This is a genomic window from Caballeronia zhejiangensis (assembly GCF_000698575.1).
GTDB classification, from domain to species: Bacteria; Pseudomonadota; Gammaproteobacteria; order Burkholderiales; family Burkholderiaceae; genus Caballeronia; species Caballeronia zhejiangensis.
In genome coordinates this window covers 73,714-96,025 of record NZ_JFHD01000007.1, presented here as the reverse complement: position 1 = coordinate 96,025, position 22,312 = coordinate 73,714, and the positions used below count along the sequence as shown (strand labels likewise).

Genomic DNA, 22,312 nt, shown 5'->3' with positions numbered 1-22,312 from the left:
AATTCGCGCGCGTCGCGGCCATGGCGACCAATCGTCGGCGGAATGCAGGCGACAGGAGCGAAGATGAGCCCGCATTGGGAGATCGGCACGGTGAGCGAAGCGTTCGAGCCCATCGCGCGGATCGATCCATACATCGTGTGGGCGCACGCGACGCGCTATCGCGATCTCGGCGGCATGCCGCGCGGCCGAATTCCCATCGCCATCGAGATGAAGCAGGGCGGCGAGACCGCGCAGCAGTTCGCGCAGACGATCGAGCGTAACGGCTGGCAACGCTGGATCTGGATGTCGGCGCTCTATCGCGATCCGCCCGCGGGGCTCGAAGCGACGCGCTTCTGCACGGCTCACGTGACGCGCGAATTCTTCGCGCATCTGAACACCGATCTCGCGGGCAAGTTCGAGCGCTTCACGGAGGCGCTGGCGATTTCAACGCACGTCGATGCGCGTACGGAACGCGTGCCTGCCGATCATGCACCGATGCGCGAAGGGCTGGGCAATGCGATCGTCGGCGTGTGCGATGAAGATATCGCGTTCACGCATCCGCGATTCTCCGAGGATGCAAACGGAACGCGCACGCGCTTTCAATGCTTCTGGAATCAGAACGATCCCGCCGACTCCGCAGCCGGGCTCGGTTACGGAAGCGAGCTGCTCAAACATCAGATGGACGCGCTTCTGGGCGACGCGCGCCTTCATGCGGAAGCGGCGGGCGCATGCATGTACGATCCGTCGCGCACGCAATCGACAGCCGATTGCGACGCGCCCTTGCCGATGATCGGCGTGCAACTCAAACGACGCTATCGCACGATGCGCGACGCGTTCGGCCCTTGCCCCGATGCGGAAGTACTCGACGCCGTCCGCTATGTCGTGCAGCGCGCGCAGGACATCGGCAGTGCGGCGTGTCATGCGCTCGTCAGTCTGAATATCGGCAATGTCGCGTGGCAGCAGGACGGCAGTTCGCTCATCGAATGCGCGCTCGACGAACTGATGGACAGCGGTGCATGCTCGGTCGTGCTTCCGTCCGGCAATGTCGACTTGTCGCGCTGTCGCGGTGCATCGACGCTCGCGGAGCGCGCGGAATCGGAGTGGCGCTGGCGCGTGCGCGCGCATTCCGAATCGCCGAGTCTCGCGGAAATCTGGCTGTCGACCCGTGATGGAACGCCTGGCGTCGACGTGCAGATCGTGCCGCCCGACGACGTCGCGAGTGCATGGATCGGGCTCGGCAACGTCGGCACGTTTACGCGCGGCGGCGATCCCGTGTGCACCGTCGTGCATCTCGGGCGCGGCGCGCGCGGCGAAGGGCACATGATCCTCGTCGCGCTCGCGCCGACCGCCACGCGCAGCGGCGTGCGCCGCGCGACCGCGGGCGAGTGGCTCATCCGCCTGAGGAACAACGCGCGCGCGACCGTCACGGCCTATGCGTGGATGCAGTGCGACGAAACATGGGCGCGCGATCCTGCTCAACCGCGCGCATGAAGCGCGATGATCTCCTGAAGATCGAGGTCGTGCTCCAGCGAATGCAGAAGCTCGTCGTGGATTTCCCCCGCGCGATGCATCAGCAGCAACTCCGTGCGCCCGGCGGCAATCGCGGCGAGCACGACGTCGTAGTGCGCGTGGCGGGCATCCGTCGGGAACTCCTCCATGTCCTCGAAGCGCTTCGTGAGTCCCGCGCGATACGTGTATTGCTCGAGCAGTCGCGGATGGATCACATTGCCATCGGCGTCGTGCACCAGTGGCTGGATCGCCGCCAGTTGCGCGGTCTCCATGCGCGCCCACGCCTGCGGCTCGCTGAGATGGCGTGACGAGCGCTCGTGACCGCGCGTGAGCGACAACAGCGCGATGAGCGGGCCGATTGTTGCGCCCTGCAGGAGCACGGTGACGAGAATCACCGCGAAGCCGGCAAACACAATCAGATCGCGGCCGGGCATCGTCTCGGGCAACGAAAGTGCGACGGCAAGCGTCACCACGCCGCGCATGCCGGCCCAACTGACGACCGTGGCCGCGCGCCAGTCGGGAACGCCTGCGGCGTCCGCGCGCTTGCGTCCGGTGACAGTCCACGCGAGCCACTTCATCGCCTCGACGCCGAACACCCAGACAAAGCGCGAGAGGATCACGACCGCGATCACCGCCGCCGTCGCGGGTCCGAGGAGAGAGAATGCATCGCCGACGCCGCCGAGCCGCACCGCGATGCCGCGCAGCGACAGTCCGATCAGCACGAACACGAGCGCTTCCAGCACGAACACGACAACCTGCCAGAACGCCGTGCCGCGCATGCGCTGCGCCGCCGTGAACACTTCGTGCTGGTGCCAGCCGACGACCATGCCGCACGTGACCGTCGCGATGACGCTCGATACGCCGAGCTCCTCGCCCGCGATATAGCTGACCCACGACGTCAGCATCGACGTGGTGATGACGAGGTAATCGTCCTCGAGCGCGCGCATGAGCTTCACCGCGATGAAGCCCGCGACGATCCCGACGACGATGCCGCCGATCGCCAGCCCCGCGAAGCTCGCGACGGCGCGTGGCGCGCTGAACACGCCGCTCATCGCGGCCACGAGCGCGAAGCGGAAGAGCACGAGGCCGGCGGCGTCGTTGAGCAGGCTTTCGCCTTCGAGCAGCACCATCAGCCGACGCGGCAGCGCGACGCGCTCCAGCACGGCCTTGGCGGCGACCGCGTCGGGCGGCGAGACGACCGCGCCGAGCGCGAAGCACGCGGCCCAGGGAAGTTGCGGCACGACGAGATGTACCGCGACGCCGACGACGAGCGTCGTGAACGCGACCGCGCCGATCGCGAGCAGCAGAATGCCGCTCAGGTTCCGCTTGAAGTCGTCCCACACGAAGAAGTACGCGCCGTACATCAGGAGCGGCGGCAGGAACACGACGAGCACGAGCTCAGGGTCGAGCTCGAATTGCGGCAGGCCCGGCACGAACGCCATCGCGACGCCGCCGACGAGCAGTGCGGCCGCGGGCGGCAGGCGCACGCGCTTGGCGAGCACTTCGAGCGCGATGATGGCGATCAAGGAGACGAGCACCAGATTGAATGCCGTAGCGGCGTGCATGGAATGTCCTCGGATTGTTTGGGATTTTTTTGCGGCAGTGCGCGGCGGCCCACGCAGATGACACGCCTCGCGCTGATACCATCGACGCGGGACCGGGCCGCGAGCCGGGGTCATCGTATCCGAAAGGGAGGAGTAATGAGACGAAAGTCGTCGGGCGTGGCTGTGGCGGCCGTTCTGGTGGGCGTCGCCGTGGCGGCTGTGGTCTATATCGCGAGCTTCGGCCGTTCGCGTCATGCGGATGCCCCCGTGCCGACGCCTTCCGTGCTCGCCGCGCAAGACGGCGCCGCGAGCGCGGCCGCTTTCGGCGACGCGCCGAAGCATCCGGAGACCGCACCGGGCGACCGGACCGCCGCGCGCTGATTCGCACTGTCTAGCGTTTGTCGCACGCATCGTAGCGGTCGCGTTCGACAGGAATATGACTTGCTCGATTTCCGACGATGTCATTCCACGCTCGTCGGGAGCACTTCGCGATGGGACACCATCCTGAGCAGATTCCACCGGCCGCGCTGCCCGTCGACGGGCGCGGCATGATCGGCAACATGAAGACGGCGGCGCTCGTGTCGCTTTGCGGCGCGATCGACTTCATGTGTTTCCCGCGCATCGACTCGCCCACGGTCTTCGCCGCCCTGCTCGATGGCGATCGCGGCGGCGCTTTCGCCATCACGCCGCGCGCGCCCAACGCGAACGTCAAGCAGATGTATCTGCCCGAAACGAACGTGCTCCTCACGCGTTTCATGACCGGCGACGGCGTGTGCGAGCTGCTCGATCTGATGCCGGTCGCATCGAACGGGACGCGCGCCGATGCGTTGCCGAACTGCGTGCTGCGCATCGTGCGGCTCGTCTTCGGACGCATGACGCTCGACGTGCGCTGCGATCCGCGCTTCGATTACGCGCGCGCGAAGCACACGGCCCATGCGGTGGAGAAGGGCGTCGAATTCATGCGCGACGACGGTGCGCCGTCGTTGCGGCTGCGCTCGAATGTGCCGCTTACGATCGACGGCCAGAGCGCATGCGCGACGCTGAATTTGGAAGAAGGCGCTTGCGCCTGCTTCGTGCTCGGCGAGGCCGAAGGGCTCGCCGACATCGACGCGAATCACGACTCGATCCTCACCGAGACCATCGATTACTGGAAGGAATGGTCGTCGCGTTCGACGTATCGCGGGCGCTATCGCGAAGTCGTGCTGCGCTCGGCGTTGACCTTGAAGATGTTGAGTTCGGAAGAATTCGGCGCGATCGTCGCCGCGCCGACCTTCGGCTTGCCCGAGGCGCAGGACGGTTCGCGCCGCTGGGATTATCGCTTCACGTGGATACGCGACGCCGCGTTCTCCGTCTACGCGCTGCTGCGCCTCGGCTACACCGGCGAGGCGGAACGCTTCATGAAGTGGATCGCCGAGCGCAGCCGCGATTGCAGCGCGCACGGCCAGTTGCGTGTGATGTATTCCGTCGATGGCGCCGACGCGCCCGAAGAAAGCGAGCTGAAGAGTCTCGTCGGCGAAGTGCCGGGACGGATCGTGATCGGCAACGGAGCGCGCGAACAAGTTCAGCTCGATGTCTACGGCGCGCTGCTCGATTCCGTCTATCTCTACAACAAGTACGGCGCGGCCATCTCCTACGATGGCTGGCGTCACGTGACGCGCACAGTCGATTACGTCGTCGAACACTGGCGCGAGCCGGACAACGGCATCTGGGAGTTTCGCAACGGCACGCGCGCATTGCTGCATTCGCGTCTGATGTGCTGGGTGACGGTGGATCGCGCGCTGCGGCTTGCAGAAAAGCGCTCGTTGCCCGCGGCGCTTGCGCGCTGGTTCGAAACGCGCGATGAAATCCATCGCGACATTCACGAACAGTTCTGGAACGACGACATCGAGAGTTTCGTGCAGACGCCCGGCTCCGACACGCTCGACGCCTCTGCATTGATGATGCCGCTCGTGCGCTTCATCGGCCCGAAAGATCCGCGCTGGATCGGCACGCTCGATGCAATCGGCCGCGAGTTGCGCGTCGATCCGCTGATCTTCCGCTATACGCGCGGCTCGACGCTCGATGGCTTGCCCGGCACCGAGGGCGGCTTCTCCGCGTGCTCGTTCTGGTATGCGGAGGCGCTCGCGCGCGCCGGACGTGTCGACGAAGGCCGGCTCGTGTTCGAGAAGATGCTCGCCTACGCGAATCATCTCGGGCTCTTCTCGGAGGAAGTGGCGACGAGCGGCGAGGCGCTCGGCAATTTTCCGCAGGCGCTGACGCATCTCGCGCTCATCAGCGCGGCGTATCAGCTCGACAGGAATCTCGATCGCGTGCACGTTCCCTGGACGTGATCGCATGAAGAGAAGAGGACGGGCGCGACCCCGTCCTTTGCCGATCAGTCGTACAGCACGGCGGCGATCTTCGGATCGTTCATGTTGGACTTGTCGTACCAGTAGAAGCCGGTATCGACCTTCTTCGGCAGCTTTTCGCCCTTGAGCGCCTTCATCGCCGAATCGACGACGCACCTGCCGATGCCGACCGGATTCTGCGTGATCGCACCCGCCATGAGGCCCGACATGATGTCTTCCTTCTGCTCCTTGCCCGAGTCGTAGCCAATCAGCACGAGCTTCTTGCCCGATTCCTTGATGCCGATAGCCGCGCCCGCGGCCGAACCTTCATTGGCGCCGAAGATGCCCTTGATGTTCGGGTTGGCCTGAATCATCGCCTTCGCGATCTCCGCCGACTTCAGATGATCGCCGCCGCCATACTGCACCGATACGATCTTGATGTTCGGATGCTTGGACTTCATCTGATTGAGGAAGCCGTCGCGCCGGTCGATGCCGGTGCGGCTCGTCTGATCGTGAACGATGACGCCCACTTCGCCCGCATTGCCGATGGCTTCGGCCATCTTGTCGGCGGCGAGCGCGGCGGCGGCGAGATTGTCGGTGGCGCAGGTGGTGAGCGGAATGTCGCTATCCACGCCCGAGTCGAATGCGATCACCGGAATCTTCTGGTTCTGCGCCCGCTTGAGCAGCGGAACGGCGGCCTTGCTGTCGAGCGCGGCGATGCCGATCGCCTGCGGCTTCTTCGCGAGCGCTGCGGAGAGCATGTCGATTTGCTTGTCGACCATCGCTTCGGTTTCGGGGCCTTCGAACGTGATGCGCGCTTTCTGCTCTTTCGCGGCCTGTTCCGCGCCCGATTTCACGGCTTGCCAGAACTGATGCTGGAAGCCTTTCGATATCAGCGGAATATACGGCTCGTCCGCATACGCGGCGCTCGTTGCGCCGACGAGCGCGCCCGCTCCGATCAGTGCGCCGATGATTCTTCTTTTCAGCATGATGGATCTCCTCCAAAGGTCAGGTTATCGATTTGTGCTCGCCGTGCGAGCTTTGATGCTCCCTGTCACGCTCCGCCTTTCTTGCGCCGCAGAATGTCCGCATACACCGCGAGAATGATGATGAGGCCGGTCACGACGATCTGCCATTCCTGAGCGACCGACATGATGCGCAAGCCGTTGGTCAGCACGCTCATGATGAACGCGCCGATGATCGTGCCGAGTATCGTTCCCGAGCCGCCCGATAGCGACGTGCCGCCGATGACGACCGCCGCGATCGCATCGAGTTCGTAGCCTTGTCCGAGCGCGGGCTGCGCCGAATTCAGCCGCGAGGCGATAAGCAGTCCGGCGATGCCGCAAATCGCGCCGCCCAGACCGTAGATGGCGATCTTCCATCGGTCCACGTTCACGCCCGAAAGACGCACCGCTTCCTCGTTGCTGCCGAGCGCGAACGTATAGCGCCCGAGCGCGGTGCGATTGAGCGTGATGGCGCTCGCGATCGCGAGAAAGAACAGGATCAGCACCGCGTTCGGAATCGGCACGCTCGGCAGGAAATAACCGATCAGCGAGTCCTGCGAGATCATGTAGAAGTTTTCGGTGTCGGTGAAGTAGATCGGCTTGTCGGACGCGACGACGAGCGACAAGCCCTTCAGCAGCATCATCATGCCGAGCGTCGCGATGAAGGGCGGGATCTTCATCTTTGCGGTCAGCGTGCCCGAGATGGTTCCGCATATCGCGCCGGTGACGATCGCGGCGATCACGCCGATCCACATCGGCAAATGCCAGTAGGTGAGGAACACGCCGCATATCACTGCGGTGAAGGTCATCAACGTGCCGACGGACAAGTCGATGCCGCCCGTGATGATGACGAACGTGGCCGCGATCGCGAGCACGCCGTTGACCGCCGTCGCCTGCAGGATGCCGAGGATGTTGTCCATCTGCATGAACGCGGGCGACGCGAAGCTGAAGAACGCCAGCAGCAAGATGAGGCTCGCGAACGCCAGCAGCTTCTGCAATGCAGTAGGCGAAAACACGCGCGCGCGCAGGCCGCCAATGCGTCGTTCGTTGGTGAGCGGCGCGGTATCCGTGGGTTGTGTCATGAGTTGACCTCGTGTGTTCGAAAGTCCGGCTTATGCCGCTTGCAAAGATTCGCGCCGCGTCGCGAGCTGCATGATGCGCTCTTGCGTCGCTTCGCCCGATGACAGCTCTCCGGTGATGCGCCCCTCGCACATCACGACGATGCGATCGCTCATGCGCAGCACTTCCGGAAGCTCCGACGAAATCATCACGATGGCCTTTCCTTCCTGCGCCAGCGCGCGCAACAGCTTGTAGATCTCGCTCTTCGCGCCGACATCGATGCCGCGCGTCGGCTCGTCGAAGAACAGCACGTCGCAATCGCGCTCGAGCCACTTCGCGATGACGATCTTCTGCTGATTGCCGCCCGAAAGCAGGCGCGCGGGCTGAGTAGGCGAGGGCGTGCGGATCGCGAGCAGCTTGATGAAATGCGCGGCCGTCTTGCGAATCTTCGCGCGGCGCAGGAACATGCGGCCCGCGAGAAACTTGCCGAGGTTCGACATCACGATGTTCGATTCGACGTCCATGCCCGTTGCGAGACCGAAGCGCTTGCGGTCTTCCGACAGGTAGCCGATGCCGCGCCTCACCGCATCGCTCGGCTTTCTGATCGCGGCCTTCGCGCCTTTGACGAAAATCTCTCCTGATTCCACCGGGTCCGCGCCGAACACCGCGCGCGCGACTTCGGTGCGACCCGCGCCCATCAGGCCGGCGAAGCCGAGGATTTCACCGCGATGCAACTTGAAACTGACGTCCCGTACCAGCGGCCCGGCGTTCAGATGACGCACCTCGAGCGCCACTTCGCCCTGATGCGCGCCGCCGAGAAACGACGTGAGGTCGGTGAGCGTTCTGCCGACCATCATGCCGATGATCGTCTCGACGCTCGTCTCATGCGTGTTCACGGTCGCGACATATTCGCCGTCGCGCATCACGGTCACGCGATCGGAAATCTGCTTCAACTCGTCCATCTTGTGCGAGATATAGACGATGCCGACACCGCGCTCCTTCAATTGCCGGATGATGCGAAACAGCTCGGCGATTTCCGCATCGTTGAGCGCGGAAGTCGGCTCGTCCATGATGAGCACCCGCGATTCGAAGGACAGCGCCTTGGCGATCTCGACCATCTGCTGGCTCGCGACCGTGAGCGTGCCGACGACGGTGCGCGGATCGAGATTCACATGCATGCGAGCGAGAATCGCGCGGGCGTCGTCGTTGAGCTTGTCTTCGTCGAGCAACAAGCCCATGAGCTTGCGAGGCTCGCGGCCGATGAAGATGTTCTGCGCGATCGTCAGATGATTCATCAGTTGCAGTTCCTGATGAATGATGCCGATGCCCGATGCCTGCGCCTCGCGTGGACTCGTGAAGTCGACCGGCTTGCCGTCGACGAACATGTCGCCGGAATCGCGCGTGTACACGCCCGCGAGAATCTTCATGAGCGTGGACTTGCCCGCGCCGTTTTCGCCCATCAACGCATGGACCTCGCCCGGCATGACGTCGAAGCGCACTTCATGCAGCGCGCGCACGCCCGGAAAGCGCTTGCTCAACTGATTGACGGAGATGAGGGGTGTCATGGATGTGGCATGAATGCTCGGTTTCGTTGGACCTGTCATACGTGCGTCGAACGGCTATGGCGCGAACTGGTCGGGCCGTTCCTGCGCCGAACGGCGCAATTCCGCGACGACCTGATCGAGATGATCGTGCATCGCCTTCGCGGCAGTGTCGGCGTCGCCGCTGCGAATGGCGTCGAAGATGCGTTCGTGTTCATCGAGCGTATGGACGAGGCGCTCCGGACTCGCGAGAAGCTGTCTCGCGCGATCGAGCGCGCTGCGCGACACGGCGACGATCTCCTTCACGCGCGGCAGGTTGATCGCGTCGAGCAGGATTTCGTGGAAGGCGAGATCGAGCGTATGGAAGGCGAGACGCTGATCGGTCTTCAGCATCATCCGTTGCTGTTCGAGATTGAGCGCGAGCGCGTCGAGCGTCGCGGCCTCGCGAATGCGGGCGACGCCGCGCACCGTCTCGACTTCGAGCGCGCTGCGAATGAACAGATGCTGATGAATGTCTTCGAGCGCGATGGGCTTCACGCGCGTGCCGCGCTGCGGCAACACTTCGACAAGACCTGCGTGCTCGAGCCGGGCCAGCGCGGCGGAAACCGGAAATCGCGAGACGCCCATGCGCTCGCAGACGGCCAGTTTGTCGATCATCATCCCAGGCTCCAGCGCCAGCGTGACGATAGCTTCCCGCAACGCTGCCTCGACTGCATCGGTCAGGCTGCCGCGTTCGCCGCTGCCGATCTTGTGCAGTGCATCATAGGGAGTGCTGACGGTCGTCACTGTATCGAGAGACGTGTTCACCGGCGCTTGATTTTCGAGATGGATGCTAGCATGCTAGAAAGCATCGACGGCGTTGTCAACGCGTGCATATGCCTAGTTCGAAGATTGGGACGTAGCGACTTTTTCATCGGTTAAATCGCAGACTCGACTTGGTCGACGACGCTTTCGGAGGGCGTTCATATGACAACGATCACCAGGCTGTCCGTGAGGGACATTCGCTTTCCCACATCGCGTTCGCTCGATGGCTCGGATGCGATGAACGCGGCGCCGGACTATTCCGCTACCTACGTCACGCTCGAAACCGATTCACCGGTAGGGCACACGGGCCACGGCCTGACGTTCACGATCGGCCGTGGCAACGAGATCTGCGTGGCGGCCGTGAATGCGCTGGCGCCGCAAATCGTAGGGAAGAAGCTCGCGGACATCACCGCGAACATGGGTGCGTTCTGGCGTGAATTCACGTCGGATAGCCAGTTGCGGTGGATCGGCCCGGACAAGGGCGCGATCCATCTCGCGACGGCGGCGGTCGTCAACGCGGCATGGGACCTGTGGGCGAAGTCGGAGGGCAAGCCGGTGTGGAAGCTGCTCGTCGACATGACGCCGGAAGAGCTCGTGCGTTGCCTCGACTTCCGTTACGTGACCGACGCCATCACGCCGTATGAGGCTATCGCGATTCTGAAGCGTCATGAAAAGACGCGCGGCGAACGTGTGAAGGAAATGCTCGAACAAGGTTATCCGGGCTATACGACGTCGGCGGGCTGGCTTGGCTACGACGACGACAAGATCCGCCGGCTCGCGCGTGAAGGCGTCGCGCAAGGATGGACGCATTTCAAGCAGAAGGTCGGCGGAAACATCGAGGAAGACGTGCGGCGCGCGCGCATCTTGCGTGAAGAGATCAGCGAAAAATCGAAGCTGATGATGGACGCCAATCAGGTATGGGACGTCGACGAAGCCGTGACCAACATGCGACGTCTCGCGGAGTTCAATCCATGGTGGATCGAAGAGCCGACGAGTCCCGACGATGTGCTCGGGCACGCGGCCATCCGCCAGCGCCTGAGTCCGCTGATCGGCGTCGCGACGGGCGAGCACTGCCAGAACCGCGTGATGTTCAAGCAGCTATTGCAGGCCGAGGCGATCGACTTCTGTCAGATCGACAGTTGCCGTCTTGGCGGGCTGAACGAGGTGATCGTCGTGCTGCTGATGGCGGCGAAGTTCGGCGTGCCGGTGTGTCCGCATGCGGGCGGCGTCGGGCTGTGTGAGTACGTGCAGCACATTTCGATCTTCGACTATGTTTGCGTGTCGGCGTCGCTGGAGAATCGCGTGCTCGAATATGTCGATCATCTGCACGAGCATTTTGTCGATCCGGTCGTGATTCGCAATGGGCGATACATGCCGCCGCAGAAACCGGGCTACAGCATCGAGATGAAAGCGGCGTCGCTCGACAGGCATCGCTTTCCGGACGGTGAAGCGTGGCAGGGTTTGAAAAGGAGTTGATGATCGTTTGGCTACGGGCCGTGCGGGTGATACCGGCGGCTCGCGGCGGCTGACACGCGGTATGGCTGCGGTGTTTCTCACTTGGGACCTACAAACAAAACGCTGATAATTTGTGTTATGTAAACCGGCGAAGTTGCGGTCGAGCGGTCTTCACGTCCGAAAAATCCTCGATCAAAAATTTTCGCCTGAGAATCCCCACAACGCGAAACTTTCCCCTATAATTCGCGGCTTCCGTAGGCTCGTAGCTCAGCTGGTTAGAGCACCACCTTGACATGGTGGGGGTCGTTGGTTCGAGTCCAATCGAGCCTACCAACGACATTCAGACGCACCGTCGCGATCGTATCGCCACGGTGCGTTTTCATTCCAGGCGCGTCAGTCCCAGCAGTTGCGGAACGCCACCGCGACGATCACCGGCACCGTCAGCACGAGCGGAATCGCGAAGTACGGCACTTCGAGATGGACGATCCACGTATAGATCAACCAGGCGACGCCCAATGCGAGCGTGGCAAGTCCGATGAGCGCCGTCAGCACGTTGAGCGTGCGTGGCGTCATCCGCTTGCGGGAGGCTTCTTTGCCCGACGGAGTTTCCATGGCAGCGGGCGCATTCGAGCGCGATACGAGTACGTCTCAATTTTATACCGCCGTGCTCGCCGTCGTATTTCGAATTCTTTTGACGAAACCGTCCGCCAACATCAGCAATGAATGGCCATGGGAAGACTTTCCGAATCGAACTCGATGTCGTCGGGCAGACGGAATGTCGTTGCCGAAACGATTCGGCGCGCGGTCCATAACGCCGCGAATGCGTCGAGCACATCGTCCAGCGACGCTTGCGCGGGCTTGCGCGCCGCGAGCGCCGTATCGATCGAGCCGCCGAAGCATCGCACGAGCAACGCGCGACGCAATGCGAATCCCGATGCAATCGCCTTGCTTTCGCGCAGGCCGTGCGCCGGACCGCCCTGCTCCATTCGCAGATGCATGAAGCTCAACCCGGGATGCACTTCGAAGACGCGCACATCATCATCGGCGAGCGTGCGCAGCATGTCATCGACTTCTGCAATCTTGTTGCGAAGGTGAAATGCCTGAATGGAGATTCGTTTTCCGGTGACGGCCTGATTGACCGCACACGCTTCTTCATAGCTCGACGAGACTAAAGCCGCGCGAATCGGCGGCGTAAAGACAGAGCTTGCGCGCGGACGTCCGAGTATTTTTCGAGCGAGCGTGTCACACGTCCGAACGCCATTCGATGAAAGACCGATCGGCATATCCACAGCAACGATAGCATTCGCGCGCTTCCATTCGAGCAGATCTTCGAAGCGGCCGATAACTTTCGTCGCGATCGAATCAACGATCATGAAATCATGCGTATCTCTTGAACGCGAGAAAAAAAGCCCGGCGGGAAATCGTTCCGGCCGGGTCAAAGCACGCCCCTGGAAATACTTAAAAGTTATGCCGTATGCCGAGCGTCACGGACAACTGGCGATCGCTGTTCGAATTCGGCAGATTGGGAATCTGCGCGTAATTCGCCGGTCCACCCGTCGCCGGATCGATGCCTAGTCCCGCGCCGACCGCCTTCTGCATGATCGCGACGCCATACAGCGCAGTGCGCTTGGACAGCGCATAGTTCGCGCCGACGTTCACTTGATGAAAACGCGTCGATGAAACCCCGTCCGGCTTCGCATTGTTATAGATGTAGGCAAGCCCGAGTTGCAGGAACGGCGTCGCGGCATAAGTCAGATTCACTTCGCCGATATCGAACGCGATGTCGCGGCCCTGCGGATTAGCGCTATCGGCGAAGTACTGGCTATGCTCGAGACGACTATGCGTATAAGTCAGCGCGATAGTCGCCGGCCCGATTGCATAAGATGCGCCCGCGCCATACGCCTTCAACGCTTCCGCGTTCTGCAATTGACAATAGAGTGCCGACGGATTCGAACACGCGAAATCGCCGATGTAGCCGTTTGCTCCGCCCAAAGCCGCATCGAGCGGATTGTGCAGGTTCAGATAACCTGCGCTGATCGAGATGGGCAAACGCGTATAAGCCGCGGCGAACGAATATCCGCGCCGTTGCCCGAAGTCGCCTGCAATGCCGCCGAGGCTATAAGTGCCGCCCACCGAAAAGCCGTTCCAGTCCGGGCTCGTGTATTTGATCGCGTTGTTGAAGTTGAACGCTTCGTTAAGGTTATCGACGTCGCCGATATGCGAACCATAAAGCGTCGCCCACGAATTGCTCGATACGTAAGGCCCGAGGAAATCGCTATACGAGTCGTATTGACGTCCGAGGGACAACGTGCCGAACTGTTCGTGCGCGAGGCCCACCCAAGCCTGACGGTTGAATAGCGCCCCGCCCTGCACCAGGCTTCCCGTTCCCGTATAGAAACTGTTCTCCACGTTGAATTTCGCTTGCAAGCCGCCGCCGAGATCTTCCACACCGAGCAAGCCGAAGCGTGAAGGCACGAGATTGCCGCCGGACAACGCGAAGTTATGCCCCGAACCGACGCTCCCGTCCGCATTGGTGACTTGCTGATTGGTCGTATAAGTCAGCCCTGCATCCACCGTTCCATACAGCGTCACATTGCTTTGCGCCGATGCGCTCGCGCACACGGCGAGCGCCGCTGTCGAGACAAGTTGCCGCGCGATCGTTTTAGTTGTCATGCAAGCGTCCTCACGCGTAGTTGATCAGCACCGACTTGGTCTCTGTGTACATGTCGATCACCGCGCGTCCGAGCTCGCGCCCGAAACCCGACTGCTTGAATCCGCCGAACGGCATCGCGTTATCCAGCAGCGAGTGGCAATTGACCCATACCGTGCCCGCCTTGATGCGCGGCACGAGCTTGTGAATTGCCGAGAGATCGTTCGACCAGATGCTCGCGCCGAGTCCATAAGGCGTGTCGTTTGCCTTGGCGACCACGCTGTCGATATCGTTGAACGGCATCGCGACGAGCACCGGTCCGAAGATCTCTTCGCGCACGACCTTCATCGAATGATCGGTATCGACGAGCACTGTCGGCTTCACGAAGAAACCGGCGCCGTCCTTGGGCGCACCGCCCGCGATAGCACGCGCGCCTTCATCGCGGCCCGCTTCGATATAGCTCAGCACACGATCCATTTGCCGTGCGGAAACCAGCGGGCCGATCTGCGTCGATTCATCGAGGCCCGGTCCCATCGGCAAGGATTGCGCGATCGCCGCGACACGCTCCATCACGCGATCGAATACTTTCTCGTGCACATAGACGCGCGAGCCCGCAGTGCAGACTTGTCCCGAGTTGAAGAAGATCGCATTGGCGACGCCTTCTGCCGCTTTATCGATATCGATATCCGGCAGCACGATAACCGGCGATTTGCCGCCGAGTTCGAGCGACATGCGCGTCATGTTATCGAGCGCCGCGTGACCGATAGCTTTACCCGTCGGCGTGGAACCCGTGAACGCGATCTTGTCGATGCCCGGATGACGCGCGAGCGCCGCGCCCGCCGTGTGGCCGAGGCCGGTGACGACATTCACGACACCCTTCTCGATGCCCGCCTCTTCGATCAGCATCGCGAGCCGCAACGCGGAAAGCGGCGTGTCTTCCGCAGGCTTCAGCACGACGGTGCAGCCAGTCGCGAGCGCGGGCGCGAGTTTCCACGATGCCATCAGCAGCGGAAAATTCCACGGAATGATTGCGCCGACGACGCCGACCGCTTCCTTGCGCGTATAGCCGAAGAAATCGTTCGACGGGCTATATGGAATCGATGCTTCCAGCGTGCTGCCTTCGATCTTGGTCGCCCAGCCGGCCATATAGCGGAAGCATTGCGCGGCCATCGACACATCGAGCCCGTGGGCGACCGTGACCGGTTTGCCATTGTCGAGCGATTCGATTTCCGCGAGCTCGCGCGCGTTCGCTTCGATAAGATCGGCAACGCGCAGCAAGAGACGCTCGCGATCGGTCGGTTTCATGCGCGACCATGCGGAGTCATCGAACGCGCGGCGTGCGGCTTGCACGGCGCGATCGACATCGATTTCGTCGGCGCTCGGCACGCGTGCGAGCAGTTCTCCATCGGCGGGATCGATCACATCGAGTGTCGCGCCGCTCGCGCTATCGACCCATGCGCCATCGATGAGCATTTTTTTCGCCGATGCGAGGAATGCGCGCGTGGAATCGAGCATCGCGGGATGCTGGCTGTTATTCATCGGGTTGTCTCCTAGTAATGTTCCGGGACGGCGTTCACGCCGTTCTCCTGCAATTCCTTGACGAGCTTCATGCGGATACGCGCGACATCGGTGAGCGCGGGTCTGCGATGCGCCGCAATTTCTTCCGCCGTATAAGGCTTGAACGATGCGGGCCGCGATTGCTCGTTCATCGTCGCGAGCAACCAGTTCAAGACGTTCGCGAGCTCTGCGTCGTTCAATGCGGAATTGGCAGCGCCCGGTACTCGCATCACAAACTGACGGCCGTCGGGAAGCGAGACGAAATGACCGAGCGAGTTGCGCAATGCGGGCACCTTGCCGGGAATGCCCGAGCCGTCGGCGGTGTGGCATCCCATGCAATTGAGCACCCAGTCCTGTCGCGCACGCGCCGCGTCGTACGCCTGCGTCTGCGATGCCGCCGTCGTCGACAGCGCGGCCAGCGTCGCAGCGACGAGCATCGCGCGCGGCTTCATAGCCCCAGGCCCTTCACGACTGCTTCGCGACGCTGGTGCACGGCGGTCTGATCGAGCGGGCCCGCGCGCCATGCCTTGACTTCGGCGACGTCGAAAGGCTTCGCTGAACCATGCTGCGCGTTCAGATCGAACACGACGTAGTTCAACACATCCGCGATCTCTTCATCGGAGAGCGATGCGAAGCTCGGCATCTTGAAGTTATAGCTTTTCTCCTTGACCTTGATCGGGCCGAACATGCCATAGAGCACGGTGTGCCCTAATTGCGCGCGGCCATCGGCAGAGCCCGCATATTTGCCGGGATATTCGACGAGCGGCGGCGCAAGTCCGTCCATGCCTTTTCCGCCTGCCTGATGACAGACCGCGCATTTGCCATCGAAGGTCGATTTGCCGCCCGGGTAATGCACTGTCTGTGCAAAAGCGCCCGAAGCAAAGCTCATTGCGCCGGCGAGCAACGCCGCCATCAAAACAGTTGCAGTCTTCATTGCGTTGCCGCTCCCAACAGGACCGATACCGAGCAGTGGTAATTCGAATTGCCGTTCGCCATGCACCAGTTGATATCGTTATTGAGCGATAGCTTGTAAAGCGGCTTTTCGCGTTCATTGCGATTGCAGAAGCAGCGTCCGCAGCTCGTCTTGCCGCAGCAGTCGTTGTACGACACGATGTAATCCGAGCCGTCGTGCGGATTGCGGCAGGTACCGATCCACGTGATCGGCGAAGGCGTCGTGCCCGGCGGGCAACTGCTCGACGTGCCGCCACAGCAGCTGCAAAGCCAGCCGTCGATCGCGCAATACTTCCAGTAGTCGCAACTCGTCGGATCATCGCTCGCCGATGAACCCGGCTTCTTCGGCTCCGTTGCATAGGCGGTGCGATCGACCGGCAACAGCGGCACCATTGCCGATCCGACCAGCACTTTCCCGAGCTTCGCCATCGCGCTGCGCCGCGAACTGCGTTGCGCGACGCCGCGTGCCTTATGTTCGAAGAATGAATCCAGCCATTTCATGGACGCTCACCTGTAGGAATGGAAAAGTTATCGGCGTCTTCAGGCGTGCTGCCCGACTTGCGCTTCGTGGTCGTGATGGCCGTGATGCGCGTGGTCATCGTGCTTGCCGTGCACGAATTCCTGCAGCGACGCGACACCGAGTTCCTTCGCTTCGAACAGGCTTTCCAGATGTTCACGCGTGTTCACGAGACCTTTCGCGCGGACCTTGCCTTCGTCATCGAGCAGCACGGCATAGGGCAGCTTGCCGATCTGATAAGAAAGGCCGAGTTCCTGCGACAGCACATACGGATATTGCGAAAGACCGGACTTGCGATAGAACGCGGCGTGCTCTTCGAATTCGCCATCGCTGGCGAGCACGATGTCGACCGAACCTTCGCGCGCCTGGATCGACGGAAGCAAAGGCAGCAGCTTCTTGCACACGGGGCACGTCGGCGAAAGGAAGAAGACGAGCGTGTTGCGCTTCGAGTTCGACAGGCCGCCGACCTTCACTGCGCGGCCGGCGATATCGCCGAGTTCGAACACCGGTGCGATCGCGCCGACGGCCGGTCCCTTGTCGATCATGAGCGCGCCCGCGGGCATCATGCGTTCATAGAGAATGCCGACTTGGCGAACAAGTGCGAGACAGATCGCGCCGAGCGCGAGCAAAGCGGCCCACGACAGTGCGGCCGAAATTATCAGGGCGGTTTGCATCATGAATTCCTCAGAGAATCGAGCTTGGGAAGATTGACCAGCAGCACGTCGAGCGTGAACCACGCGGCGACGGCGAAAAGCGTGCAGGCGCCTGCGCTCAGATAGTCGAACCACATCAGCGCGCGGCTCGTAGCGGGAATGAGTGCGGCGGCCGCGAGCGCGGCGAGCATCAGAGCACGCGCGACGTGCCACCATCCGATCGACTTAGGCGTGCGCGTCGATGAGCTTGCTGCGACGAAGCCCGAGCAGCCACAATCGATGTCGGTATGACCGCGCAGCACGTTGATCGCGAGCGCCGCGCCGAAGAGCACGAAAAGCGCGGCCAGCACGATGGCGCTGACCATGCGGGTATCGGCGAACAAGACGCCGATCGCGCCAGCCGCTTCGAGTGCAGGCAACGCGAACGACAACGGCGTCACTGCGAACGACGGCAGCAAGGCGAACGCTTCGAGCGAAGCGCGAAAGCGTGATGGTTCGCGCCACTTCGGCGCCGTGCCCGCAAGTGCGATGATCGTCGCGCTTGCGATGCACACCATGAGAATGACGGGATCGATCATCGCGTCACCTCAAGGGTTGAGCAGCAACGTCGACGTCGTGCCGAGTTGCTTTTCGACATGCTGGCGCTTGCCGGTCGTCGCGTCCATCACGACGAGATCGGATGTCGGCGTGAGGCCGTAGAAGAGCGGCTTGTCATCGGTGCTGACCTGAATCGCGAGCAGCGGATCGATCTTCTGCTTCGCGAGATCCCAGCGTGCTACGCGCTTCTTGCTCTGCGTGTCGTAGACCCAGATCTCCGTGCCCGGCTCTTTATGCGAACCGTCCGCGCCCTTGTGCATGGCCACGTAAAGACGATGTGTGCCCACATTCAGCGCGGTCTGCTGCAAGCCTCCCGGACGCCAGCCTGCCTTGCGTTCCTGATCGTTCAGCAAGGACCACGACGTTCCGAACACCGGTGCATCGCCGGAGAAATCGGCGGTACGCACGTTGCCGTTGAACGTGGTGAAGAGATACTGGTTGCCGTCGCGCACCGCGTTGATGAAGGCCGGGTCTTTATCGACGTCGATGAACGCGTCGGAGACCTTGCGGCTCGCTTCCTTGCCGCTTGCATCGAGCTTGATGGTGAGCGCCTTGCCGCTCTCGCACAGTGCCGAGAAGCGGTCATTGCCGCTCGGATACGCGAGCACGCAAGCATCGGTGTCGATCTCTCCGAGAACCTTCTTCGCGGCCGTATCGATGACCGTGACCGATGTCGACGGCGTAATGTTCGACACGTAAAGTCGGCTACCGTCTTCCGAGAGGATCGTGCTGTAAGGCGTCGGCACGGTCTGACCGTGCTTGGCCGGGATCACGATTTCATCGGTCACCTCGAGCGTCGTGTTATCGATGATCTCGACTACATCGGTGCGTACGCCATGGCTGCCGCGCGCGAAATACGTCGTCGCGACATAGCTCGTCTTGTGGTCGGGGGAGATCGTGAAGCCCGGAGCGAAGCCTGCATCGATCTCGCCGAGGAAGCGCTTCGTGTCGCCGTCGAAGACATGAACGCGCGCATCGGTCATGCTCGCAAACGACACATCCGTCACGAACACGCGATGCGGGCTATAGGGCGGGACCTTCGCAACCGTCAGTTCTTCCGGCTTTTCGGCCGCGCCCGCGTGCGGCTGACACGCAAGCAGTCCATACAGTAAGGCCCCCATGGCGGTGGCTAGCCGTCTCATCTCCATCTGTGCGTCTCCTTGTTTATCGTCGAAACGACTCTAAAGACGACAATAAAAAGAAGCACTTCGGAACCGGCAGCGCGTGCGTGCCGAAATGGAGCATTCGAAAGGGAGCCGACAGAGATGAGGCTTTTCGCGCAGATTTTCGAAGCACGAATGCCGATATCAAGCCGCGACAATGCGGCCTGTTATCGGCAACCAGGAATGCGTGAAGCGCTGTTCAGCGGGCGCGCGGCGTTTGAGAGGGAAGTTCGCCGAACAGGCTTTTGTAATCGCTCGCGAAGTGGCCGAGGTTGGAAAATCCCCAGCGCATTGCAGCCTCGCGAACCGGTACTTCGCTTTGCGATGTCGTCGTAAGAAGCCGTCTCACCTGAGCAAGGCGCACGGCTCGCAGATAACTTACAGGGTTCATCTGCGTGACGGATTGAAAGCTGTTTTGAATGGTGCGGCGGCTCACGCGCAGTTTTTCGCATAAATCCAGCACCGATATCGGCTGCTCCGGACGCGCAAGCACGAGATCGTGTGCGCGCCGCACGACGTCGGCGCGGCACGCATAAGTGAGCCGGTCCTCGCGCGTCGGTACATGAAACGTCAGGAGGTCGAGGATGCTTTCCGTGACCGTATGTGTGAAGCGATGCGCGCCATCATCGGACAAAATCGGATTCCGGTCCGCCAGCACGGTCTCGACCGCCGCGATGATGCGCTTACCCGCACGCGCGCCGGCCGCGCCGGGAATGCTCAGCACATGACGGCTGAGGATTTCGTCCTGCACATCGACGCCCGCCGCGTCCGCCGCTGAAGCAAGCAATTGCGCATCGATGGCGACGCCAAGCATCGACATATCGGGCGGCGAATGCAGAAGAAATTCCTTGTCGCCGGGCGCGACGACGAGCGCGTTTTCGTCGACCCGCACGCCCTGAAACGAGAACGGCGCGCCACCGCCGAGCACGAGTCCGAACGTGACGAATCCGGCCGGCAATTGCCCGCGCTGAACGATACGCACGTTCGCAGATTCCTGAAAGACCTGAACGCCCGCTAATGAAACCTGCTTCACCGTGCTGCGGAATGCGCCCTCGCCCACCTGGTCATAGCGCTGCTCCCACCCCGCCAGCGCATGCGCGTGATGGTCGGCGTCCTCGAAGGTTTCGTAGTTGGCGTACATGCCCTCCTCCTGCTGCTTGCGTCGCCTCGACGCGACTGCTTATAGGTTTTCAATTTTTTTGCGTCAAGCTTTTCGATTCTTCTCCTCTAGTGCCTGTTGCGCAATCCTAGGAATGCACGATTGAAAAACACATGCGCTCATGCGTAGGCGATCACGCGCTATCGCGAAGTTCAGTAATTACTTTTACAACTAGTTCGCAAGGATTGCACCCTGATAGTGCGCCCAAGAAGGTTCGCAGATCAGAAGTCTGCGTTTTGACCTCGCGACACGGCAAATCAGTCAAAAGCGCATCTATCGATAAATGCCGCCGATGTCGATTCAAATTTGCCTCACTGATGATCGCATCCCTTTTCGGCGAATTTGACGCCGATATCCTCCGCATCGACACTGCCTCACACCCGAACCTCACCTCCCAACCACCATGAAGCCCAAAAGCAAGCGCTATACATACGAGTGGTATGTCGTCGTGATCTGCATGCTGGCTTATGTGTTCTCGTTCATCGACCGGCAGGTGCTCGCGCTTATGATCGAGCCGATCAAGCGCGATCTGCATCTCAGCGATACGCAGTTCAGTCTCTTGCACGGCTTCGCGTTCTCGCTTTTCTACGCGGTGATGGGCATGCCGATCGCGTACCTCGCGGACCGTTTCGCACGTCCTCGCATCATCGCTGCGGGCATTGCGCTGTGGAGCGTCGCGACCGCGGCATGCGGCCTGAGTCAGAGCTTCGTTCACATGTTCGTCTCGCGCATGAGTGTCGGCGTGGGTGAAGCCGCCCTATCGCCGGGAACCTATTCGATGCTCGCGGATTTTTTTCCCAAGGAAAAGATGGGCCGTGCAATCGGCATCTATTCGCTCGGCTCGTTCATCGGCGGCGGCATTGCATTTCTTGTCGGCGGTTATGTGATTGCATTGCTCAAGCACGCGAGCGTGTTCGCCTTGCCGCTGGTCGGCGAACTACGCGCATGGCAATTGACGTTCTTCATCGTCGGATTGCCGGGTCTTCTCGTCGCCTTCGTCTTCATGCTGACGGTACGCGATCCCGCGCGCAAAGGACTTGCGCAGGACGGGTCAGGCAAGGTCAAGCGAGTCGCGATGGGCGATGCGCTGCGTTTCATCGCCAATCATCACAAGACCTTTTTCTGCCACTACGTCGGCTTCTCGTTCTATGCGATGGGCCTGTACTGTCTGATGAGCTGGACACCTGCGTTCTATATGCGCCGTTTCGCTCTCTCGCCGGTCGAAGCGGGTTATATGCTCGGCATCGTGATGCTCGTCGCCAATACGACGGGCGTATTCTGCGGCGGCTGGCTCAGCGACTGGCTGCTGCGTCGCGGACACACCGATGCGCCGATGCGCGCAGCGTGGATCGGCGCGGCATGCATGCTCGCTCCTGCGATCGCGTTCACTCAGACGACGAGCCTCGCCGCATCGCTCGCATGGCTCGTCGTGGCGATGTTCTTCGCGTCGTTCCCGTTGCCGACTTCCGCCGCCGCCATGCAGGCACTTGCGCCGAACCAGATGCGCGCACAGATATCCGCGATGTTCCTGCTGGTATCGAATCTCATCGGACTGGGTCTCGGCACGACGCTCGTCGCGCTTATCACCGACAAGGTATTCGGATCGCCGCTCGCGGTTGGACACTCGATGGCCATCATCAATGCCGTGGCGATCGGGCTTGCTGCCGTGCTGCTTTTCGTCGGATGCAGCCAATACCGATCGAGTCTCGAACGCGAAACGCGTGAAGCGCGCGTGACGATCGATAGCCCGGGCCTGCATGAGAGCATGCCCAGCGGCGCAACGCCGACACCTCGATATGCCGAGCGCTTGTGATCCATGTTGCTCACTCAACGCGCAACGTCG

General features: G+C 61.8%; 21 protein-coding genes and 1 tRNA gene. 6 read left to right on the top strand and 16 right to left on the bottom strand.

From position 1 onward, the window contains the following. Positions 1-63: 63 nt before the first annotated feature. Positions 64-1,470: a S8/S53 family peptidase gene (locus tag BG60_RS12365; RefSeq protein ID WP_008353359.1), complete on the top strand. Its 1,407-nt coding sequence runs from the start codon at positions 64-66 to the stop codon at positions 1,468-1,470. On the opposite strand, the gene BG60_RS12360 is transcribed toward BG60_RS12365, so the two are convergent. Continuing rightward, positions 1,455-3,053: a Na+/H+ antiporter gene (locus BG60_RS12360; protein WP_008353358.1), complete on the bottom strand. Its 1,599-nt coding sequence runs from the start codon at positions 3,051-3,053 to the stop codon at positions 1,455-1,457. The genes BG60_RS12365 and BG60_RS12360 overlap by 16 nt on opposite strands. A 135-nt stretch (positions 3,054-3,188) precedes the next feature. On the opposite strand from BG60_RS12360, the gene BG60_RS12355 reads away from it, so the two are divergent. Together BG60_RS12355 and BG60_RS12350 are read left to right on the top strand one after the other, a co-directional pair. Beyond that, positions 3,189-3,413, top strand: a complete 225-nt coding sequence (locus BG60_RS12355) for a hypothetical protein (protein ID WP_008353357.1) — start codon at positions 3,189-3,191, stop codon at positions 3,411-3,413. A gap of 110 nt (positions 3,414-3,523) precedes the next feature. Further along, positions 3,524-5,362 (top strand): glycoside hydrolase family 15 protein, encoded by a 1,839-nt coding sequence (locus BG60_RS12350; protein ID WP_008353356.1) that lies wholly within the window; start codon positions 3,524-3,526, stop codon positions 5,360-5,362. A gap of 44 nt (positions 5,363-5,406) precedes the next feature. Here BG60_RS12350 and BG60_RS12345 read toward each other — a convergent pair whose 3' ends face one another. From BG60_RS12345 to BG60_RS12330, 4 genes are all read right to left on the bottom strand, one after another. Continuing rightward, positions 5,407-6,348, bottom strand: coding sequence for an ABC transporter substrate-binding protein (locus BG60_RS12345; protein ID WP_008353355.1), 942 nt, complete (start codon positions 6,346-6,348; stop codon positions 5,407-5,409). A 65-nt stretch (positions 6,349-6,413) separates the two neighbouring features. Beyond that, a complete protein-coding gene (locus BG60_RS12340; protein WP_008353353.1) occupies positions 6,414-7,445 on the bottom strand; it encodes an ABC transporter permease in 1,032 nt (343 codons plus the stop codon). A gap of 30 nt (positions 7,446-7,475) precedes the next feature. Beyond that, a complete protein-coding gene (locus BG60_RS12335; protein ID WP_008353351.1) occupies positions 7,476-8,987 on the bottom strand; it encodes a sugar ABC transporter ATP-binding protein in 1,512 nt (503 codons plus the stop codon). 54 nt (positions 8,988-9,041) lie between these two features. After that, on the bottom strand, positions 9,042-9,770 hold the full coding sequence (locus BG60_RS12330; protein ID WP_008353349.1) for a GntR family transcriptional regulator: 729 nt from the start codon (positions 9,768-9,770) through the stop codon (positions 9,042-9,044). Between the two features lie 159 nt (positions 9,771-9,929). Here BG60_RS12330 and BG60_RS12325 point away from each other — a divergent pair, with 159 nt between their 5' ends. Both BG60_RS12325 and BG60_RS12320 read left to right on the top strand, forming a co-directional pair. After that, positions 9,930-11,243: an L-fuconate dehydratase gene (locus BG60_RS12325; RefSeq protein WP_008353348.1), complete on the top strand. Its 1,314-nt coding sequence runs from the start codon at positions 9,930-9,932 to the stop codon at positions 11,241-11,243. Between the two features lie 235 nt (positions 11,244-11,478). Continuing rightward, a tRNA-Val gene (locus BG60_RS12320) sits at positions 11,479-11,555 on the top strand. Between the two features lie 60 nt (positions 11,556-11,615). Here the strand turns inward: BG60_RS12320 and BG60_RS12315 are convergent. From BG60_RS12315 to BG60_RS12265, 11 genes are all read right to left on the bottom strand, one after another. Beyond that, a complete protein-coding gene (locus tag BG60_RS12315; protein WP_033536141.1) occupies positions 11,616-11,834 on the bottom strand; it encodes a hypothetical protein in 219 nt (72 codons plus the stop codon). A 101-nt stretch (positions 11,835-11,935) separates the two neighbouring features. Continuing rightward, positions 11,936-12,595, bottom strand: coding sequence for a DUF429 domain-containing protein (locus BG60_RS12310; protein ID WP_034471771.1), 660 nt, complete (start codon positions 12,593-12,595; stop codon positions 11,936-11,938). A gap of 85 nt (positions 12,596-12,680) precedes the next feature. Beyond that, entirely contained in the window at positions 12,681-13,895 is a 1,215-nt protein-coding gene (locus tag BG60_RS12305; RefSeq protein ID WP_008353342.1) for a porin, read from the bottom strand. A 10-nt stretch (positions 13,896-13,905) separates the two neighbouring features. Continuing rightward, complete coding sequence (locus BG60_RS12300; protein ID WP_008353341.1) at positions 13,906-15,411, bottom strand: aldehyde dehydrogenase family protein; 1,506 nt, start codon at positions 15,409-15,411, stop codon at positions 13,906-13,908. A gap of 11 nt (positions 15,412-15,422) precedes the next feature. Beyond that, entirely contained in the window at positions 15,423-15,881 is a 459-nt protein-coding gene (locus BG60_RS12295; RefSeq protein ID WP_008353340.1) for a c-type cytochrome, read from the bottom strand. Beyond that, entirely contained in the window at positions 15,878-16,363 is a 486-nt protein-coding gene (locus BG60_RS12290) for a c-type cytochrome (RefSeq protein WP_033536142.1), read from the bottom strand. The genes BG60_RS12295 and BG60_RS12290 overlap by 4 nt, the downstream gene beginning before the upstream one ends. Beyond that, positions 16,360-16,881 carry a methylamine dehydrogenase light chain gene (locus BG60_RS12285; protein WP_008353338.1) on the bottom strand — a complete coding sequence of 174 codons (522 nt, stop codon included), beginning with the start codon at positions 16,879-16,881 and terminating at the stop codon, positions 16,360-16,362. Before BG60_RS12285 ends, BG60_RS12290 begins: the two co-directional genes overlap by 4 nt. A 39-nt stretch (positions 16,882-16,920) precedes the next feature. Then, complete coding sequence (gene mauD / locus BG60_RS12280; protein ID WP_033536143.1) at positions 16,921-17,574, bottom strand: methylamine dehydrogenase accessory protein MauD; 654 nt, start codon at positions 17,572-17,574, stop codon at positions 16,921-16,923. Next, positions 17,571-18,128 carry a MauE/DoxX family redox-associated membrane protein gene (locus tag BG60_RS12275; RefSeq protein WP_008353336.1) on the bottom strand — a complete coding sequence of 186 codons (558 nt, stop codon included), beginning with the start codon at positions 18,126-18,128 and terminating at the stop codon, positions 17,571-17,573. The genes mauD and BG60_RS12275 overlap by 4 nt, the downstream gene beginning before the upstream one ends. A 9-nt stretch (positions 18,129-18,137) precedes the next feature. Then, complete coding sequence (locus tag BG60_RS12270) at positions 18,138-19,268, bottom strand: amine dehydrogenase large subunit (protein WP_008353334.1); 1,131 nt, start codon at positions 19,266-19,268, stop codon at positions 18,138-18,140. Between the two features lie 241 nt (positions 19,269-19,509). Further along, the gene (locus BG60_RS12265; RefSeq protein ID WP_008353332.1) at positions 19,510-20,451 is read right to left on the bottom strand and encodes a helix-turn-helix domain-containing protein; all 942 of its coding nucleotides are present in this window, start codon (positions 20,449-20,451) and stop codon (positions 19,510-19,512) included. Between the two features lie 421 nt (positions 20,452-20,872). On the opposite strand from BG60_RS12265, the gene BG60_RS12260 reads away from it, so the two are divergent. Beyond that, entirely contained in the window at positions 20,873-22,282 is a 1,410-nt protein-coding gene (locus BG60_RS12260; protein ID WP_008353330.1) for a spinster family MFS transporter, read from the top strand. Positions 22,283-22,312: the final 30 nt, after the last annotated feature.

What these genes read in the sequence shown, in the direction of transcription:
- BG60_RS12285 (WP_008353338.1), bottom strand. Translation starts at nt 16,881, where the DNA reads ATGAAATGGCTGGATTCATTCTTCGAACATAAGGCACGCGGCGTCGCG.
- BG60_RS12345 (WP_008353355.1), bottom strand. Translation starts at nt 6,348, where the DNA reads ATGCTGAAAAGAAGAATCATCGGCGCACTGATCGGAGCGGGCGCGCTC.
- BG60_RS12305 (WP_008353342.1), bottom strand. Translation starts at nt 13,895, where the DNA reads ATGACAACTAAAACGATCGCGCGGCAACTTGTCTCGACAGCGGCGCTC.
- BG60_RS12265 (WP_008353332.1), bottom strand. Translation starts at nt 20,451, where the DNA reads ATGTACGCCAACTACGAAACCTTCGAGGACGCCGACCATCACGCGCAT.
- BG60_RS12365 (WP_008353359.1), top strand. Translation starts at nt 64, where the DNA reads ATGAGCCCGCATTGGGAGATCGGCACGGTGAGCGAAGCGTTCGAGCCC.
- BG60_RS12355 (WP_008353357.1), top strand. Translation starts at nt 3,189, where the DNA reads ATGAGACGAAAGTCGTCGGGCGTGGCTGTGGCGGCCGTTCTGGTGGGC.
- BG60_RS12300 (WP_008353341.1), bottom strand. Translation starts at nt 15,411, where the DNA reads ATGAATAACAGCCAGCATCCCGCGATGCTCGATTCCACGCGCGCATTC.
- mauD (WP_033536143.1), bottom strand. Translation starts at nt 17,574, where the DNA reads ATGATGCAAACCGCCCTGATAATTTCGGCCGCACTGTCGTGGGCCGCT.
- BG60_RS12350 (WP_008353356.1), top strand. Translation starts at nt 3,524, where the DNA reads ATGGGACACCATCCTGAGCAGATTCCACCGGCCGCGCTGCCCGTCGAC.
- BG60_RS12340 (WP_008353353.1), bottom strand. Translation starts at nt 7,445, where the DNA reads ATGACACAACCCACGGATACCGCGCCGCTCACCAACGAACGACGCATT.
- BG60_RS12335 (WP_008353351.1), bottom strand. Translation starts at nt 8,987, where the DNA reads ATGACACCCCTCATCTCCGTCAATCAGTTGAGCAAGCGCTTTCCGGGC.
- BG60_RS12360 (WP_008353358.1), bottom strand. Translation starts at nt 3,053, where the DNA reads ATGCACGCCGCTACGGCATTCAATCTGGTGCTCGTCTCCTTGATCGCC.
- BG60_RS12260 (WP_008353330.1), top strand. Translation starts at nt 20,873, where the DNA reads ATGAAGCCCAAAAGCAAGCGCTATACATACGAGTGGTATGTCGTCGTG.
- BG60_RS12295 (WP_008353340.1), bottom strand. Translation starts at nt 15,881, where the DNA reads ATGAAGCCGCGCGCGATGCTCGTCGCTGCGACGCTGGCCGCGCTGTCG.
- BG60_RS12270 (WP_008353334.1), bottom strand. Translation starts at nt 19,268, where the DNA reads ATGGGGGCCTTACTGTATGGACTGCTTGCGTGTCAGCCGCACGCGGGC.
- BG60_RS12290 (WP_033536142.1), bottom strand. Translation starts at nt 16,363, where the DNA reads ATGAAGACTGCAACTGTTTTGATGGCGGCGTTGCTCGCCGGCGCAATG.
- BG60_RS12275 (WP_008353336.1), bottom strand. Translation starts at nt 18,128, where the DNA reads ATGATCGATCCCGTCATTCTCATGGTGTGCATCGCAAGCGCGACGATC.
- BG60_RS12325 (WP_008353348.1), top strand. Translation starts at nt 9,930, where the DNA reads ATGACAACGATCACCAGGCTGTCCGTGAGGGACATTCGCTTTCCCACA.
- BG60_RS12315 (WP_033536141.1), bottom strand. Translation starts at nt 11,834, where the DNA reads ATGGAAACTCCGTCGGGCAAAGAAGCCTCCCGCAAGCGGATGACGCCA.
- BG60_RS12310 (WP_034471771.1), bottom strand. Translation starts at nt 12,595, where the DNA reads ATGATCGTTGATTCGATCGCGACGAAAGTTATCGGCCGCTTCGAAGAT.